This is a genomic window from Polyangium sp. 6x1, assembly GCF_029946515.1.
Lineage (GTDB): Bacteria > Myxococcota_A > Polyangia > Polyangiales > Polyangiaceae > Polyangium.
In genome coordinates this window covers 22,969-37,529 of sequence record NZ_JARZHH010000090.1, presented here as the reverse complement: position 1 = coordinate 37,529, position 14,561 = coordinate 22,969, and the positions used below count along the sequence as shown (strand labels likewise).

The following is a 14,561-nucleotide window of genomic DNA, read 5'->3' as shown; positions in this document are numbered from 1 at the left end:
GTGGAACGCCGATGGCACGGGCGAGCCCCTGCGGCTCGAGGGGCACCAGGCTAGCGTCCATGCGGCGGCGTTTGGCCCCGACGGCAGGCGCATCGTCACCGCTTCCTGGGACAAGACCGCCCGGGTGTGGAACGCCGACGGCACGGGCAAGCCCCTGCGGCTCGAGGGGCACCAGGATCGCGTCTATTCGGCGGTGTGGAGCCCCGACGGCAGGCGCATCGTCACCGCTTCCTGGGACAAGACTGCCCGGGTGTGGAACGCCGACGGCACGGGCAAGCCCCTGCGGCTCGAGGGGCACCAGGCTCGCGTCTATTCGGCGGCGTGGAGCCCCGACGGCACGCGCATCGTCACCGCTTCCGGGGACAAGACCGCCCGGGTGTGGAACGCCGATGGCACGGGCAAGCCCTTGCTGCTCGAGGGGCACCAGGAGCGCGTCTATTCGGCGGCGTTTGGCCCCGACGGCAGGCGCATCGTCACCGCTTCAGGGGACAAGACCGCCCGGGTGTGGAACGCCGATGACACGAGCAAGCCCCTGCGGCTCGAGGGGCACCAGGATGGCGTCTCTTCGGCGGCGTTTGGCCCCGACGGCACGCGCATCGTCACCGCTTCCTTGGACAAGACCGCCCGGGTGTGGAACGCCGATGGGACGGGCAAGCCCCTGCGGCTCGAGGGGCACCAGGATCGCGTCTCTTCGGCGGCGTTTGGCCCCGACGGCAGGCGCATCGTCACCGCTTCCTGGGACAAGACTGCCCGGGTGTGGAACGCCGATGGGACGGGCGAGCCCCTGCGGCTCGAGGGGCACCAGGATCGCGTCTCTTCGGCGGCGTTTGGCCCCGACGGCAGGCGCATCGTCACCGCTTCCTGGGACAAGACCGCCCGGGTGTGGAACGCCGATGGGACGGGCGAGCCCCTGCGGCTCGAGGGGCACCAGGATCGCGTCTATTCGGCGGCGTGGAGCCCCGACGGCACGCGCATCGTCACCGCTTCGGCAGACAAGACCGCCCGGGTGTGGAACGCCGATGGCACGGGCAAGCCCCTGCGGCTCGAGGGGCACCAGGATGGCGTCTCTTCGGCGGCGTTTAGCCCCGACGGCACACGCATCGTCACCGCTTCCTGGGACAAGACGGCCTGGGTCTGGAACGCCGATGGCACGGGCAAGCCCCTGCGGCTCGAGGGACACGGCGCACCCGTTGGTGGCGGAGCAAGGGGAGGGGGGACGTTTAGCCCAGATGGCGCCCAGATCGTCACCTTCTCGGATGACAAGACCGTGCGCGTGTGGAACGCGGATGGCACGGGCGAGCCGGCGATCCTCCGCATCCCCGAGTTCGAGGCCCATTCGGCGGCGTGGAGCCCCGACGGCACGCGCATCGTCACCGCCTCGCATAGCGAGATTGACCCGGCCACCGGCAAGATGAAGCACTGGGCCACCGTATGGCCCCGCTTCCAGCGCATCACCGGCCTGGATGATCCGGCGCTCTGGACGGCCACCCGTTACTGCCCGCCCATCGAGCTACGCCGGGAGGTGCTCGGCGTGTCCGAGGACGTCGCCGCCGAGCAGCTCGCGAGCTGCCAGCGCCGCGTCGCCGAGGCGAACGACCGCCGAGCGGCGCAGCCTTGATGGCTCGACGCCGAGGAGGCAGACGCTCAGGCAATGCGCAGCGCCAGTTCGGCGAAGGCCGCTCGCACAGCCTCGGGATTCTCGATCCAAGGGAAATGTCCAGCGCCCTCGATGACGCGATCGATGACGTTGGGCGTCTGGAACCTCGGCTCGCGAAAGCCGCCTTGCCAGACGATCCGATCGTCCGCGCCGGCCAGTCGAAGGACCGGCATTCGCGTCGGCCACCAGCGGGCCTTGTAGACGTGGTCGAAATGGGCCTCCGACCACGCGACCGCCGCGCTGTTGTAAGGCATTCTCGCGAGGAGCTCTCGTCCCGCCGAAAGCCCAGCCGGGGTGAAGTTCCATTCCGCGGACGCCACCGCAACCGCGGCGATGTTCTCGTCGCGCGGGTCCGCTTCATAGATGGCTGACGCTGTCTCGACATCGGGCAATGGATGCGCCTTGGTCATCTCCACGAAGCGAGGATGCCAGAGGGCGTCCGGAGCGGAGTCGAGGAGCGCCAGGGCCACGAGGTGCGGCTCGAGCTCGGGCGTCGAAAGCAGATACATGCCGCCGGTCGAATGTCCGGCGAAAACGACGCGCGGGAGCGCCATGGCAGCTTCGGCCACGACATTGGGCCAGACATCAAAAGGAACCGCCGGGCTCCCCGGAGGGGCGCGGTTCGAGCCGTCTCCAGGCAGATCGACAAGCCAGATGGTCCCCGGCACATCCAGGATGTCGGCGAGCCCTTCGAGGCTTTCCGATCCAATGCCGGGGCCGCCTGGCAGGAAGAGCCAGTTCAGGTTGCCAGAGCGGGTGGAATGACGACGCAGCCGGACGCCCGACGGGGTGAAGAGGAGGTCGGCCATGTCGGCCATCGTAAGCGCGAATGATGCCTTTGGCCAGGCCGTGGAGGGGGAGACCCGTCAGGCGTCGTGCATCCCCAGCCGCGAAAGGCGGCGATGCGAGAGTACGAGCCGGGCGTACGCCCCTCGAGGGGAACCCGCAGCATGCGAGCGATTGCCCGCAGTCCCCTCGGTCTGGCCGCGGGAACTTGGCCCCTCAGCCCTCGCTAGATAGGGTGCCCGATGAGCACACGAAGGGTAGGTGGGGAGTGCAAAGGAGAAACCGGACGAGCAATGCCATGGCTTTCATGACGGTCTTGTTCTCGTGGGCGATTCTACCATCCACGGGACAGGCCACGGCGCACCCGACGGAGGCGGACGCGACGGAGGCGGTCGTCGCTTCTGACGACAGCGAATGGGCCTACTGCAGGCGCGCATGCGATCTGGTCTGGGATTACGACAACCGTCAGTGTCGCAAACTTCCCGAGAAACCCAAAAAGGATCGGGAGCGATGCTGGCGCCGCGCCAACGAGGCGCGCTCGCAATGCTACCGCGAATGTGAAAGGGAGGCGCAGCGATGACCGTCATCGCCGAGCGAGAACTGCGGCTCGTTCCCCATGGCAAGCGCGGGGCGCGGAAGGTCGTCGTGCGAATTCATGCGCCGGTGCCGGAAGAAAACGGAAACTGGTCGGTAACGTACGAGATCCGCGGCCCCGGGCAGCACGAGTCAAGCCGATCCGTGTGGGGCGCCGACTCGGTGCAAGCTCTCGTGCTGGCGTTGTCGAATGTGCCGCTCGACCTGAGCCTGGTGGCGCACGAAATGGGCGGGACGATGAAGTTCTTGGGGCGTACGGACCTGGGGTTTACCGTAACGCCGCCGAAGTGAGGAGGTTGCGCGGCGAGCTTGAAGAGCGCGCGCTGGCCCCTTCGTCACGGCATCGCGCGCATCAGTTGCATTCGACGATGCTACCCTCGCACGTCTTGCCGCCCATCGAACACCCCTTCGCGATCAGGCACTGGCAGAGCCCGTCGTTGCAATCGAACGGGAGACCGACGCAACCGATCTCGGACGCGACCGACGAGCTTTTCACGCAGAACTCGTCCGATTGGCAGGCCGCGCAAACATCACCCGAGCTTCCCCCCGTTCCGCTGCTCGCGCTCGACGAGCTGCTCGACGAGCTGCTGCCTCCGCTGCCCGCGGTGCTGCTTCCGCTGTTGCTCGTCGAGCTGCTCCCGCAGGCGTCGATGGCTGCGCATGAGCTCGCGCTCACGACGCACGCCTTGGCCTCGTCCGACAGCATCGCGCAGGCGTCGTTGCAATTCGGGGGCAACTGCCCGCACTGCTTTTCGATGGCCGCGCAGACGTCGGCGCACGACGGTTTGCCTGGCGAGGTCCCGCCGCCGCCGCCCGCGCCGTCATTCGAGTCCCCGCTACACGCACCGACGGAAAAAGTAAGGAAAAAGCAACCAAGAACCGCCGCACGAATGTTCATGCGGCCCTCCTAGCCCGGAAGGGAAGCAAAAGCACGGGCTCGAATCGTACAGTGTCCGACACGCGGTCGTGATTTTCGCCCGCCAATGGACTTCACGCGATCCCAATCGTGGTTCCTGGTGCCGCGGCAGCAGCAGCAGCGGCAGCTTTGGCGGTGCGGGGCGCAGGGGGCACCTCCGTTTCCAGGGCTGCTCCGTTTTGGAGCGGCGGTGCTCCGTTTCGGAGCGGTCATGCGCCACTCGGTGGTGCACGAGTGATGTGTATCACTTCACGGGTAGCTCCGCGCTCTTCACAGGTGTCTCCGCGCTCTTCACGAGTGCCTCCGCGCTCTTCCCGGATGGCTCCGCGCTCTTCCCGGGTAGCTCCGTGCTCTTCCCGTGTAGATCCGCGCTCTTCCCGGGTGTCTCCGCGCTCTTCCCAGGTGCCTCCGCGCTCCTCCCGGATGGCTCCGCGCTCTTCCCGGATGCCTCCGCGCTATTCCGGTGTGCTTCCGCGCCTTTCACGGGCGTCGCCGCGCTCTTCCCAGGTGCCTCCGCGCTCTTCCCGGGTGCCTTCGCGCTCTTCACGAGTGCTATTGGCACGGGCCGTGCAATACTCGCGACGGATACGACGCCGTACCCCCACGCGTCGAGGGAGGAACGTCATGACCGTCGCGCTGATTGTGAAGAGCACGCTTCCGGCCAGGGATTTCACCACCATCACGCAGCTCGGCCTCAAAGCATTGAACCTCGTCGTCACCCACGCCGCCGCCCTCGGCCCGCGGCTCCCGGAAGGTCTGGTGGAGGGGCTCTCGGAGGACATCGAGAAGCTCGGTGAAGCCGTCCCCGGCGCCAAACAGGCCCGGAGCGAGGCCATCGCGGCGACGAGCGCGCAGAACGTGGCGCTCGAATACGGACACGCGCAGATGCAGCAAATCCGCGCCGCCGTTCGTCGCGCCAAAGCGCCCGCCGACGTGATGCGCGCCTACGGGATCGGGCAGAAGGTGAACAAGACGAACGTGCGCGACGTGAAGGCCACGATCCAGCAGATCCTGGGCCGCGCCAAGGAGGACCCGGCCGAGGCCGCGTCCCTCGGCATCCTGGAGAAGGACCTCGACGGGCTCGCACAGGCGCTCGTGGCGATCACGAATGCAGATGCGATGCAGGAGCAGAAGCGCGCGAACGCGCCGGTGACGACGCAGGAGCGGAATCGAAGGGGGAATCGGATCTTGGCGGCAGTGGCGCGGATCGAGGGGGCGGGGCGGATGGAATTCGCAAACGACGAGGCGAACCGCGCGAGCTTCGAGGCGCTGGGGGCGGGGGCGAGGAAGCGGAAGCGGGCGGTAGGATCTGCCGCGGAGGTTTCGCGTGAGCCGCGAGTCCTCGAACACAGCTCAGGCGCCGAGCAAGAGGTCGCGGTCGGCTTGCAGGGTGGCCACCAGAAAGTCGACCAGCACGCGCACCCGGGGGGTTTGCCGCAGGTCGCGGTGCACGGTCAGCCATAGCGGTTGCCCTGGCTCGCGCGGCATGGGCACGTGCGTCAGGCCCGGCGTCCGGTCCCCGAGGAACCTCGGCAGCACCGCCAGCCCGGCGTCGGCCTGCGCGGCCTCGGCGAGGGCCAGCGATACATCGCTCACGAAGGCGGGCCGCACGCCCGGCGATAGATGTTGCAGCCAGGCCAATTCGACGCCGCTCGCAGGCAGCAGCAGCGGATGCTCGTGCAGATCGCCCGGCGTCCGAACCGGGTGCCGAGCCAAATACGCGGCGGACGCATAGAAGCCGTGCCGCACCTCCCCGACGCGTCGGACCCGCAACGACTCGTGCGACGTACGCACGAATCGCACCGCCAGCTCGGCCTCGCTGCGGCTGAGGTCGAGCACCGCGCCCGCCGGCAAGAGCTCGACGCACAGCGCCGGGTACTGGCGACCAAAGCGCGCGAGGCGCGGGGCCAGATACGCGATACCGAAGGTCTCGGGCGAGGTCACCCGCACCGTGCCCTCCAGCGCGCCGCGCTGCGCGTGGACCCCGCGCTCCAGCGCAAGCACCGCGTCCTCGACCTGGCGCAGGGGGGAAAGCAGCCGCTCGCCGTCGCGCGTCAGTACGTAGCCGGCAGCCGTGCGCGTGAACAGCCGCAGGCCGAGGGCGCGCTCGGCCGCCTCGATATGCCGGCCGACGGTGGTGTGATCGACGCCGAGCGCCGCGGCTGTCTTGGCCAGGGAACCGGCGCGCGAGAGTGCGGCGACGAAGCGCAGATCGTCCCAATTCATAGGCTGTGGATTCTTGCACGGCCGTCGGGTGCCGACGTGCATTTTCACCCGGCCTCTCGGGCGCTACGCCTGCCTTGTCCCCCCACCCCCACAGAGGTTTTCATGCGCGCCCTTGCTCCGCTCGTGTTCGGCCTCGGCCTCGTCGCTTGCGCCGATGGCCCCGCCCCTGATTCTGCCGACCCGTCGCCCGGCCCCGCAGCGCCCGTCCACACGCTGACGCTGCCCGCGAGGTATGCGTCGTCGTCCGACGTCGTCGCCTACGCCGAGGTCGCGAATGGGCAGGCGAACGAAGAGACCGAGTTGATCTACGGGCTCGGCGATGATTACCCGCGCGAAGTGAAGCTCGTGGCGAAGGACGGCTTCGTCCTTTCGTCCGGCTGCCAGATAAACCCGGGCCCGGTGGTCTGGCAGTCGATCGTCGACGTGCAAGGGACGGCGGCGGCGGTCGAGCTCGTCGGCGGCGCGCTCGCTGTCGAGCTCCGGGAGGAGGGTACGGTGACCGTGCTCCTCGCGGGCGAGATCAAGGGGCAGCACTGCCCCTCCGAGGATGGATCGATTGCGACCGTGCTACCGCTCCAGCACCGGCTCGTGTTGCACGTCAAGCCCGTCGTCGGCTTCGTGGTCGAGCAGTTTCACCAAAAGCTGGCCGACTGCTGGGACACCATGGTGCTGCCGTCGGGCGCGCCGCTGTGGGCGCCGACGGCACGCCCGCTCGACGCGACAGGAAAGCCCTTTTCGCCGGTCAATGCGCCCGCGCCCGTTGCCCTCACGCTCCAATCGAACGGAGACCTGACGCCCGGGCCTGGCTCCACCTATCTGACCGCAGGCCCAGGCACGGTGACGGTATCAGCCGACACGATGCTGCCGGTGCAGGGGATGCAGGCTTTCGAGGTGGTGGGCCCGGACGCGGTGACGTCCGTCGATGCCTCGTTCTACCTGCGCAAGGTGGCGCTCAAGGGCGACGTCTCCGAGCCCATCGAGGAAGGCGCGTCGTATACGCTCTTCCTTCCCGAGGAGAGCAATGGCGTCGACCTCCACGTCGAGGAGGCGATGACGACGCACGGAAAGCTCTGCGAGAACGTGCCGGGGGCCTGGTTTGCGTCGGCGTCGACGACGCCCACGCAATGCGAGGCGAACGTGGGCGTCGTCGATTCATTCGCTTCCAGCATCATCCCGGTGGCTGCCATTGGCGACGCGGGCGAGTGCCGGCTTTCGGTGACGATTCCGGGCACGACGCAACGCTGGACGACGCGGTTCAGCATCGCGCCGTGAGCGCCTACGCTGGGATGCCGCGCGCTCCAGCCAGGGAAAGCCGCCGACGCGAAAGCACGAGCCGGGCATAGGCGGTCTTGAGGGGAATCCGCAACATGCGAGCGATCTCCGGCATCGAGCGGCCGTCGATGAGATAGGCGCGGACCACGGCCCACACCTTTCGGCCGAGGCTACCGATGGCCCTCTCCACCCGTCGCACGGCGTCGAGCGCCTCCACGACCCGCGGCACGAACGCCGTCTCCGGGAACTCGCCGCCGGCGAGGTGCTCCAGGCGATATCGCAAGAGCGTTCGGTGATTCGATGCGACGTACAGCGCAATCGTAGAAACCCACGGCCGCGCGCCCTCGGGCGTCACGAGGCTGTCCCAGCGGCGCCAGGCAATGACGAAGACCTCCTGCACGAGGTCGTCCGCCTCCCGCCCAGGGACGCCGCGCCGTAGAAGGAGGGAGCGGACGAAGGGGCGGCATTCGCGGTAAAACCGCTCGAAAGACGCCTCCGGGGAGGGATTGTGTGTAGGTTTCTTGGCGGATTCGGGGGGGACGTTTACCTTGGCCATAGCCTGAACTCCGTCTTGGCGGGGGTTTCGGGTCAGACGCCGGTCGGTGTGTCAGCGCCGGCTGGCGTCGCTTTTTTTGTTTCTCATGGTTTGTCGGGGAAGGCAATGGGAAAGTGGGGGATTGGGTTCGTCTTGAAAGAACCAGGATCCATCGGGATTGCGTGACGTGGCAGCGTGAATGAGAAGGAGATCGTGGCCGCTGCTGCTGCCGCTGCTGCTGCCGCTGCCGCTGCCGCTGCTGCCGCTGCCGCTGCCGCTGCCGCTGCTGCTGCCGCTGCTGCTGCTGCTGCTGCTGCTGCTGCTGCTGCCGCTGCTGCTGCATCCCGCCGAACCGTGATAGGATGCAGCTCATGATGCTTCGATCCTTGTCTTTCCTGGTCGTCTCTTCTCTGCTCCTTTCCGCCTGCGATCCGAACGACAACCCTGCCGGGTGTCCCGCCGAGGAACCCAAATTCTACAGCGGCCCCAATTGCGAAGAGAAAGGTCTCACCTGCAACTACGTGCGGGACGACGGCTGTCCGACCGTCAGGACCTGCGACTTGCAACCCGGCGGCAGTGGTTGGAGCTTTTATAACCATCCGCGCGAAGGCGCCGCGTGCGAGACGCCGGGGCAGACTTGCTTTTACGGCTCCCCCGACTGCGGCGGGTTCGAGGTGACGGCGACGTGCAGCTCCGACGGCAAGTGGATGACATCGTCCATGCCCGACGGCTGCGGGGGGTGACGGGCCCTCACCGCCCCGCCTCGTCATCGTGCTCCGGCTCGACGTCGGGAGCAGGCAGGGGGGATGTCCTCGAAGGCCGGCTCCGGCGGATGGCCGCCGGAGCCGAGGACCAGGGTGGCAAGCCCCTGCTGCTGCGATTTTACGAGCGCAGGGGCGAGGTGCGCGATCCCGAGCCGCTTTGGCTCTCGCGCCGGTGGTCTACTGCACGCAAAGCGCAATCGTCCAGGACTTGAGCACGCCGCTGGACAACGAGCTCAGATTGCGGACCCGAAGGGCCCACGCGCCGCTCGCGATCTGTCCGTACAGACCATGCAGCGGCGTTTCTGGCTTGAAGAAACCACGGAATGGCGCCGTTCCCGCCGCCACCTCGGTGAGGGCGGCGTCACCGAAGTACGTCGATACGTAGTCATACCCCCAGCCTCCGTTGCTGCCGCTCAGGACGAGCTCCGTGCCCGCGGGCGAAATCAGGTAGATGTACAGATCGCTGACCCACGTATGCGTGACCGAATTGACGACGACGGCCGCCTTGCGGACCTTGCCCGGGGTGGCGATGTTGATCACGCTGTCGCTGTAGCCCGTACCCGCCGTGAGCAGGAATGGGCCATCGGTCGACCTCCGAAGGATCTTCGTGTCCAAGGGATCGCAGAGGAACTCGATCTGGCAGACCGCGTCGCAGCCATCACCGGGCTTTGTATTTCCGTCATCGCAGGTCTCACCAGGCTCGACGAAACCATTGCCACACACGCGGGTGACCGTGGGATCGACGCACAGGGCCAGCGTCCACGAGTCGAGGGTGCCCGTATTGCCCGGGTCGACATCGAGGACGTGCATGTGCCAGTCGCCCGTCGCTGATTGATTGAGGAAACCACCCGCTGCAAAGGACGTGGCGGGCTTGAATGTGCCCGTGTACGGCGACGTGCCGGTGGTGATGTCCCCCGCGGCGGCGTCGCTGAACATCGTCGCCGTGAAATTCGCGCCGGTCGTCGTGAACTCCAGGGACCGCGCGACCCCGTTCGGCGGGGCGAGATGCATCGACATCTCCGTGACGTCCGGGTGGGTGACGTTCACGGTGGCGATGACCTTGCGCACGACACCCACGTTTGCGACGTCGAGCAGGCTGAGCGCGCCCGTGTGCGTGTCGTCGGGCATGGCGGTCGGTGTGTCGTTCGTCAAGATGACGGGCACTTCGGAGGCTCCGCAGCCAATGTCGAACTGGCAGGTGGACGAGCAACCGTCGCCCGATGCGAAGTTGTCGTCGTCGCAGTCTTCGCCCGGATCGAGATCGCCATCGCCGCACCCATCGGTGATCGCACAGGAGTTGCTGCATGCGTCGTCGTCGACGGTATTGCCATCGTCGCACTCCTCGCCCGCGTCGACCGAGCCGTCGCCGCAATATCCGTCGGGATCGACGCAGAGAGCGAGCGTCCAGCCATGGAAGGTGCCTGCGACCCCGGTCGTGTCGTCGCGCACCTGGAGCGTCCACGTGCCGGCGGCGTTGTCGAGCAAGAAGTCCGTTCCCAGCTTCGTCGACAGCGACGCTTCGGGACGGAACGACCCATTGTAGGGCGCTGTGGCGTCCGTGATGGCCGTCGACGCGGTGTCGTTGAACAGGGTCGACACGTAGTCGTCGTCGGCGGAGCCGTTGTCGTCCGAAAGCCTGCGCACCCTGCCGTTCGGCCCAAGCAACTGGATATCGATGTGCGAGACGACGAGGTGCGAGATGCGACCGACGGCCGCAATGGCCTTCCTCACACCGCCCGTCGTGGCGACCGTGACGGGGAAGTTGTTGAACGTATTGTCGTCGGTGATCGGGGCCGACGCCTGGTTCGATAGGATGACCGGGGTTTCGCCGGCTCCGCACGAGATCTCGACCTGGCATGCCGACGAGCAACCGTCTCCCGACGCGAGGTTACCGTCATCGCACTGCTCGCCCGCGTCCCAGTTGCCATCGCCGCAGCCATCGGTCAACTGGCACCCATTGCTGCACGCGTCGGTGTTGATGGTGTTTGCGTCGTCGCACTCCTCGCCGGCGTTGATGATGCCATCGCCGCAATATCCAGCGGGATCGACGCAGAGGGCGAGCGTCCAGCTCCTGAACGTACCCGCATTCCCGCCGAAGTCGTCACGCACTTGAAGTGTCCACGTACCGGCGGCGTTCTTGAGCAAGAAGTCCGTTCCAGCCGTCGTCGCCATCGACGCCTCGGGCCGGAACGTCCCCTTGAACGGGGATACGGCCGGCGCGCTGCCCTGCGAGATCAGCGTCGCTGCCGAATCATCGAAGTACGTCATCGAGTAATCGTCGCCGGTGCCGCCGTTGTCGTCGGACAGGTTGCGCACCGTCCCGTTCGGCCCGACCAACTGGATGTCGAGGTCCCCGTCGTTCGGGTGCGTGATGCCTCCGATGACCACCTGCGCCTTCTTCACGGCTCCCGCCGCGGCCACCGTGACGGGGAAGGTCTTGAACGTGTTGTTGTCGGGGATCGACGATGCCGTGCCGTTCGTCGCGACGACCGCCGTTTCGCCGGCTCCGCACGTGATTTCGACCTGGCACGTCGGCGAGCAGCCGTCGCCCGGCGCGCGGTTGTCGTCGTCGCATTGCTCGCCGGCGTCCAGGTTGCCATCACCGCAGCCATCGTTCACGATGCACGCGTTGGAGCATGCGTCGTTGCCGAGCCCATTGCCGTCATCGCATTCCTCGCCGGGAGCGAGCATGCCGTCTCGGCAATACGGTGCAGCGGGGTCGACGCACAGAACGAGGGTCCAATGGCTGAGCGTGCCGGAGTTCGTGCTCGTGTCGTCGCGAATCTGGAGCTGCCATTCCCCCTCGGCGTCATGATCGAGGAAGTCGCTGCCCTTCGTGGTGGCCAGGGATTGCTCGGGGAGGAACATTCCCATGAAGGGCGCCGAGGCGGGCGGACCGCCGATCGATACGGACGTCGCCGCCGCGTCGGAAAAGATCGTCGACCTGTAGTTGTTGTCCGCACCTCCGTTGTCGTCGGAGAGAGCGCGGACGATCAAGGCCGGTGACCGCAGCTGAATATCCAGATCGTCGTCCTGCGAGTGGGTGATGTTCCCGAGGACCACCGCGACCTTCTTCACCGCTCCGGTGGTGTTCACAATGACGGGGCTGCCCACGAAGGTGTTGGTGTCGGGAATGGCCGTGGACGTGGTCTTCGTCACCGTCACTTTGGTTTGACCCGCGTCGCAGGTCAGCTCGACCTGGCATGTCGTCGAGCAACCGTCGAGCGCGGTGACGTTGTTGTCGTCGCAGACTTCGCCCGCGTCGAGGTTCCCGTCGCCGCAACCATCGTAGACGGTGCACGTGTTGCTGCACGCGTCGGTGGGGTTCGCGTTGCCGTCGTCGCACTCCTCGCCGGGATCCACGACGCCATTGCCGCAATAGTTGTCCGCGCCGAGGCAGAGCGCGAGCGTCCAGGAATTGAACACGGCGAAGTTCACCGACTGCGCGTCACGCACCTGGAGCTTCCAAGTGCCGAACGCCGATTGCGCGAGGTTGTCCGTGCCGGGCGTCTTCGACAGGGACTCGTCGGGCCGGAACTTGCCGTTGAACGGGGCGGAGCCAGAGGAAATGGTTGTGCTCGCGCCATCGACGAAGAATGTCGACGTATAATCGTCACCCGTGCCCCCGTCGCCCGACGACAGCCTACGCGTCGTTCCGAAGGGAGACTGGAGCTGGAGGTAGAGCTCCTGGACGTTCGTGTGCGCGATGCTGCCGACGACGACGACGACCTTCTTGACGCCCCCCGGGGTCATCACGCTGATCGGGAAGTCGTGGTATGCATTGTCCTCCGGGACGGCCGCTGTCATGGCGTTCGTCGCGATGAACGGGGTCTCGTTGGCTGCACACGTGATCTCCACGTCGCACGTGGAGGAACAGCCGTCTCCCGAGATCACGTTGTTGTCGTCGCACTCCTCCCCGAGGTCGAAATTGCCATCGCCGCAGCCCTCGTTGTGCTGGCAGAAGTTGTTACACAGATCGGCCTCGTTCGCGTTGCCGTCGTCACACTCCTCGTCTTCGTTCACGATGCCGTCGCCGCAATAAGAAGTGGGCCTCACGCAAAGCGCGAGGCTCCACGCATGCAACGTGCCTGCCGTCGAGGCCGCGTCATCGGAGACCCTGAGGTTCCAGGTGCCGGAAGCATTCAGCCGCAGGAAATCGAATCCTGCTCCGAGGGTCGTGAGGGACTGTTCGGGGCTGTACTTGCCGGTGAACGGTGCCGTGATGCTCGTGATGGATGCGTCCGCGTCATCGTTGAACGTCGTGCGCGTGTAGTTGTCGCCGCCGTTCCCGTTGTCCGTCGAGAGCTCTCGCTGGAGTCCCTGCGGCGATACGAGGTGCATATCGATGTCGGCCACGGACGCGTGCGTCAACGAATGGACGACGGAGATTGCCTTGGTGACGGCGCCGGTGGCATTGATGTTGACCGGACTCGAGACGTTGCCGGTCCCATCCGGGATCGAGACGGGGCTGTTGTTCAGGACGACGACTCTCGTCTCCCCGGCCGGACACGCTAGTTCAATGATGCACGCATCGCAGCCGTCGCCGGTCACCGCGTTGAGGTCGTCGCACTCCTCCGGGGGATTGACGACACCATTGCCGCAGAGGTTGCACGCGCCGAGTTGACACGTGCCCATGGCGTCCCCCTGCGCGCACGCCGCGCCATCCGGGAGCGTCGTGCCGCCGCAGACGCCAGCCGTGCATTGGTCCGACACCGTGCAGCCGTTCCCGTCGTCACACGTGGTGCCGTTCATTTTGGCGGGGTACGTGCACGCTCCCAGCATCGCATCGCAGACGCCGGTGTCGTGACATGCATCGGGCGGCTGACACACGATGGGCGTGCCGGGTTGACAGGTACCCATCACGCATACGTCGGCCGCCGTGCATTCTTCGCCGTCGGTACACGTCGTCCCCTCGGGAACGTTCGGATGGATCGGCAGTCCGCCCGCGCACGCCTCGGCTGTACACGCCACGCCGTCATCGAGCGGCACATCGGCGTCGTCGGCCATGTTGGCGACGTTGCCGGCGCCGTCGCATACACGCACGAGGCAATCGTTGGCCGTCTGCGCCGCGACCGGCGTTTGGTCCGCCGTGAAATCCACGCCGCATACGCCCGCCAGGCACGTCCGCACGCTGCATTCGCCATCCACGCCGGGACAATCCGCTGGAGCGTTGCACCCGACACACTGGCCCATTGCATTGCACTGGAGGGGCTCGGCCCCTCCGGGTGGGGTGCAATTCGACCCTTGCGGGAGGTTCATGTGCGACGACGTGCCCATCGCGCACGCATCGACCGTGCACGCGTTGCCGTCGTCTGGAACGTCGGCGTCGTCGTGTTTGCTCGTCGTGCCGCCATTGCCGTCGCAAACGATGCGTTTGCAGTCGCCGACGTCCTGCACTTGCAGCGGCGTATCCGCCGCCGTGAAGACCATCCCACAACCGCCGTCGGCGCAGGTGCGCTGCTGGCACGCGTCATCCGTGCCCGGACATTCCGCGGGCCCGATGCACTCGACGCACTGGCCCATGGTGTTGCAAACATTGCCACCATCGCTCGTGCACGCCTCGCCAGCCGGCTTGGGAGGATGCGCTGTGGTGCCGTCGGCATTGCACACGTCATCCGTGCAATCGTTCATGTCGTCGGTGGGCACACAGGCGCCACCGGCGCCGCCCATGTTCCCCATGCCGCCATTGCCAGCAGCACCACCCGCACCACCCCCTGCGCCGCCGCTGCCCTCTGGGCCGGAGCCGGGCTCGTCGCAACCGCTGGACGCGCCCAGAAGGCCCAGAACGACCATCCAAAAAGTCCACATTCG

Annotated in this window: 12 protein-coding genes; 6 read left to right on the top strand and 6 right to left on the bottom strand. The window is 66.9% G+C overall.

All coding sequences use genetic code 11. The annotated features are described in order from the left end of the window. On the top strand, positions 1-1,618 hold a 1,618-nt coding region (locus QHF85_RS44435; RefSeq protein WP_281333567.1), incomplete at its 5' end, for a WD40 repeat domain-containing protein. Positions 1,619-1,644: 26 nt separating this feature from the next. Here QHF85_RS44435 and QHF85_RS44430 read toward each other — a convergent pair. Next, positions 1,645-2,466, bottom strand: a complete 822-nt coding sequence (locus QHF85_RS44430) for an alpha/beta hydrolase (protein ID WP_281333566.1) — start codon at positions 2,464-2,466, stop codon at positions 1,645-1,647. A gap of 553 nt (positions 2,467-3,019) precedes the next feature. Here QHF85_RS44430 and QHF85_RS44425 point away from each other — a divergent pair. Next, complete coding sequence (locus QHF85_RS44425; RefSeq protein WP_281333565.1) at positions 3,020-3,328, top strand: hypothetical protein; 309 nt, start codon at positions 3,020-3,022, stop codon at positions 3,326-3,328. 61 nt (positions 3,329-3,389) lie between these two features. Here the strand turns inward: QHF85_RS44425 and QHF85_RS44420 are convergent, their stop codons facing one another. Further along, the gene (locus QHF85_RS44420; RefSeq protein WP_281333564.1) at positions 3,390-3,935 is read right to left on the bottom strand and encodes a hypothetical protein; all 546 of its coding nucleotides are present in this window, start codon (positions 3,933-3,935) and stop codon (positions 3,390-3,392) included. A gap of 262 nt (positions 3,936-4,197) precedes the next feature. Further along, a complete protein-coding gene (locus QHF85_RS44415; RefSeq protein WP_281333563.1) occupies positions 4,198-4,500 on the bottom strand; it encodes a hypothetical protein in 303 nt (100 codons plus the stop codon). 77 nt (positions 4,501-4,577) lie between these two features. Between QHF85_RS44415 and QHF85_RS44410 the strand changes: the two genes are divergently transcribed. Next, positions 4,578-5,417, top strand: coding sequence for a hypothetical protein (locus tag QHF85_RS44410; RefSeq protein WP_281333562.1), 840 nt, complete (start codon positions 4,578-4,580; stop codon positions 5,415-5,417). Here QHF85_RS44410 and QHF85_RS44405 read toward each other — a convergent pair. Continuing rightward, on the bottom strand, positions 5,307-6,179 hold the full coding sequence (locus QHF85_RS44405) for a LysR family transcriptional regulator (protein ID WP_281333561.1): 873 nt from the start codon (positions 6,177-6,179) through the stop codon (positions 5,307-5,309). The genes QHF85_RS44410 and QHF85_RS44405 overlap by 111 nt on opposite strands. A 102-nt stretch (positions 6,180-6,281) precedes the next feature. Between QHF85_RS44405 and QHF85_RS44400 the strand changes: the two genes are divergently transcribed. Then, complete coding sequence (locus QHF85_RS44400) at positions 6,282-7,451, top strand: hypothetical protein (protein WP_281333560.1); 1,170 nt, start codon at positions 6,282-6,284, stop codon at positions 7,449-7,451. 4 nt (positions 7,452-7,455) lie between these two features. Here QHF85_RS44400 and QHF85_RS44395 read toward each other — a convergent pair whose 3' ends face one another. Further along, a complete protein-coding gene (locus QHF85_RS44395; protein ID WP_281333559.1) occupies positions 7,456-8,007 on the bottom strand; it encodes a sigma-70 family RNA polymerase sigma factor in 552 nt (183 codons plus the stop codon). 178 nt (positions 8,008-8,185) lie between these two features. On the opposite strand from QHF85_RS44395, the gene QHF85_RS44390 reads away from it, so the two are divergent. Together QHF85_RS44390 and QHF85_RS44385 are read left to right on the top strand one after the other, a co-directional pair. Next, on the top strand, positions 8,186-8,344 hold the full coding sequence (locus QHF85_RS44390; protein ID WP_281333558.1) for a hypothetical protein: 159 nt from the start codon (positions 8,186-8,188) through the stop codon (positions 8,342-8,344). A 13-nt stretch (positions 8,345-8,357) separates the two neighbouring features. Further along, positions 8,358-8,729 carry a hypothetical protein gene (locus QHF85_RS44385; protein WP_281333557.1) on the top strand — a complete coding sequence of 124 codons (372 nt, stop codon included), beginning with the start codon at positions 8,358-8,360 and terminating at the stop codon, positions 8,727-8,729. Between the two features lie 198 nt (positions 8,730-8,927). On the opposite strand, the gene QHF85_RS44380 is transcribed toward QHF85_RS44385, so the two are convergent. Continuing rightward, positions 8,928-14,543 carry a proprotein convertase P-domain-containing protein gene (locus QHF85_RS44380; protein WP_281333556.1) on the bottom strand — a complete coding sequence of 1,872 codons (5,616 nt, stop codon included), beginning with the start codon at positions 14,541-14,543 and terminating at the stop codon, positions 8,928-8,930. Positions 14,544-14,561: the final 18 nt, after the last annotated feature.

What these genes read in the sequence shown, in the direction of transcription:
- QHF85_RS44425 (WP_281333565.1), top strand. Translation starts at nt 3,020, where the DNA reads ATGACCGTCATCGCCGAGCGAGAACTGCGGCTCGTTCCCCATGGCAAG.
- QHF85_RS44380 (WP_281333556.1), bottom strand. Translation starts at nt 14,543, where the DNA reads ATGGTCGTTCTGGGCCTTCTGGGCGCGTCCAGCGGTTGCGACGAGCCC.
- QHF85_RS44420 (WP_281333564.1), bottom strand. Translation starts at nt 3,935, where the DNA reads ATGAACATTCGTGCGGCGGTTCTTGGTTGCTTTTTCCTTACTTTTTCC.
- QHF85_RS44395 (WP_281333559.1), bottom strand. Translation starts at nt 8,007, where the DNA reads ATGGCCAAGGTAAACGTCCCCCCCGAATCCGCCAAGAAACCTACACAC.
- QHF85_RS44400 (WP_281333560.1), top strand. Translation starts at nt 6,282, where the DNA reads ATGCGCGCCCTTGCTCCGCTCGTGTTCGGCCTCGGCCTCGTCGCTTGC.
- QHF85_RS44405 (WP_281333561.1), bottom strand. Translation starts at nt 6,179, where the DNA reads ATGAATTGGGACGATCTGCGCTTCGTCGCCGCACTCTCGCGCGCCGGT.
- QHF85_RS44410 (WP_281333562.1), top strand. Translation starts at nt 4,578, where the DNA reads ATGACCGTCGCGCTGATTGTGAAGAGCACGCTTCCGGCCAGGGATTTC.
- QHF85_RS44430 (WP_281333566.1), bottom strand. Translation starts at nt 2,466, where the DNA reads ATGGCCGACCTCCTCTTCACCCCGTCGGGCGTCCGGCTGCGTCGTCAT.
- QHF85_RS44385 (WP_281333557.1), top strand. Translation starts at nt 8,358, where the DNA reads ATGATGCTTCGATCCTTGTCTTTCCTGGTCGTCTCTTCTCTGCTCCTT.
- QHF85_RS44390 (WP_281333558.1), top strand. Translation starts at nt 8,186, where the DNA reads ATGAGAAGGAGATCGTGGCCGCTGCTGCTGCCGCTGCTGCTGCCGCTG.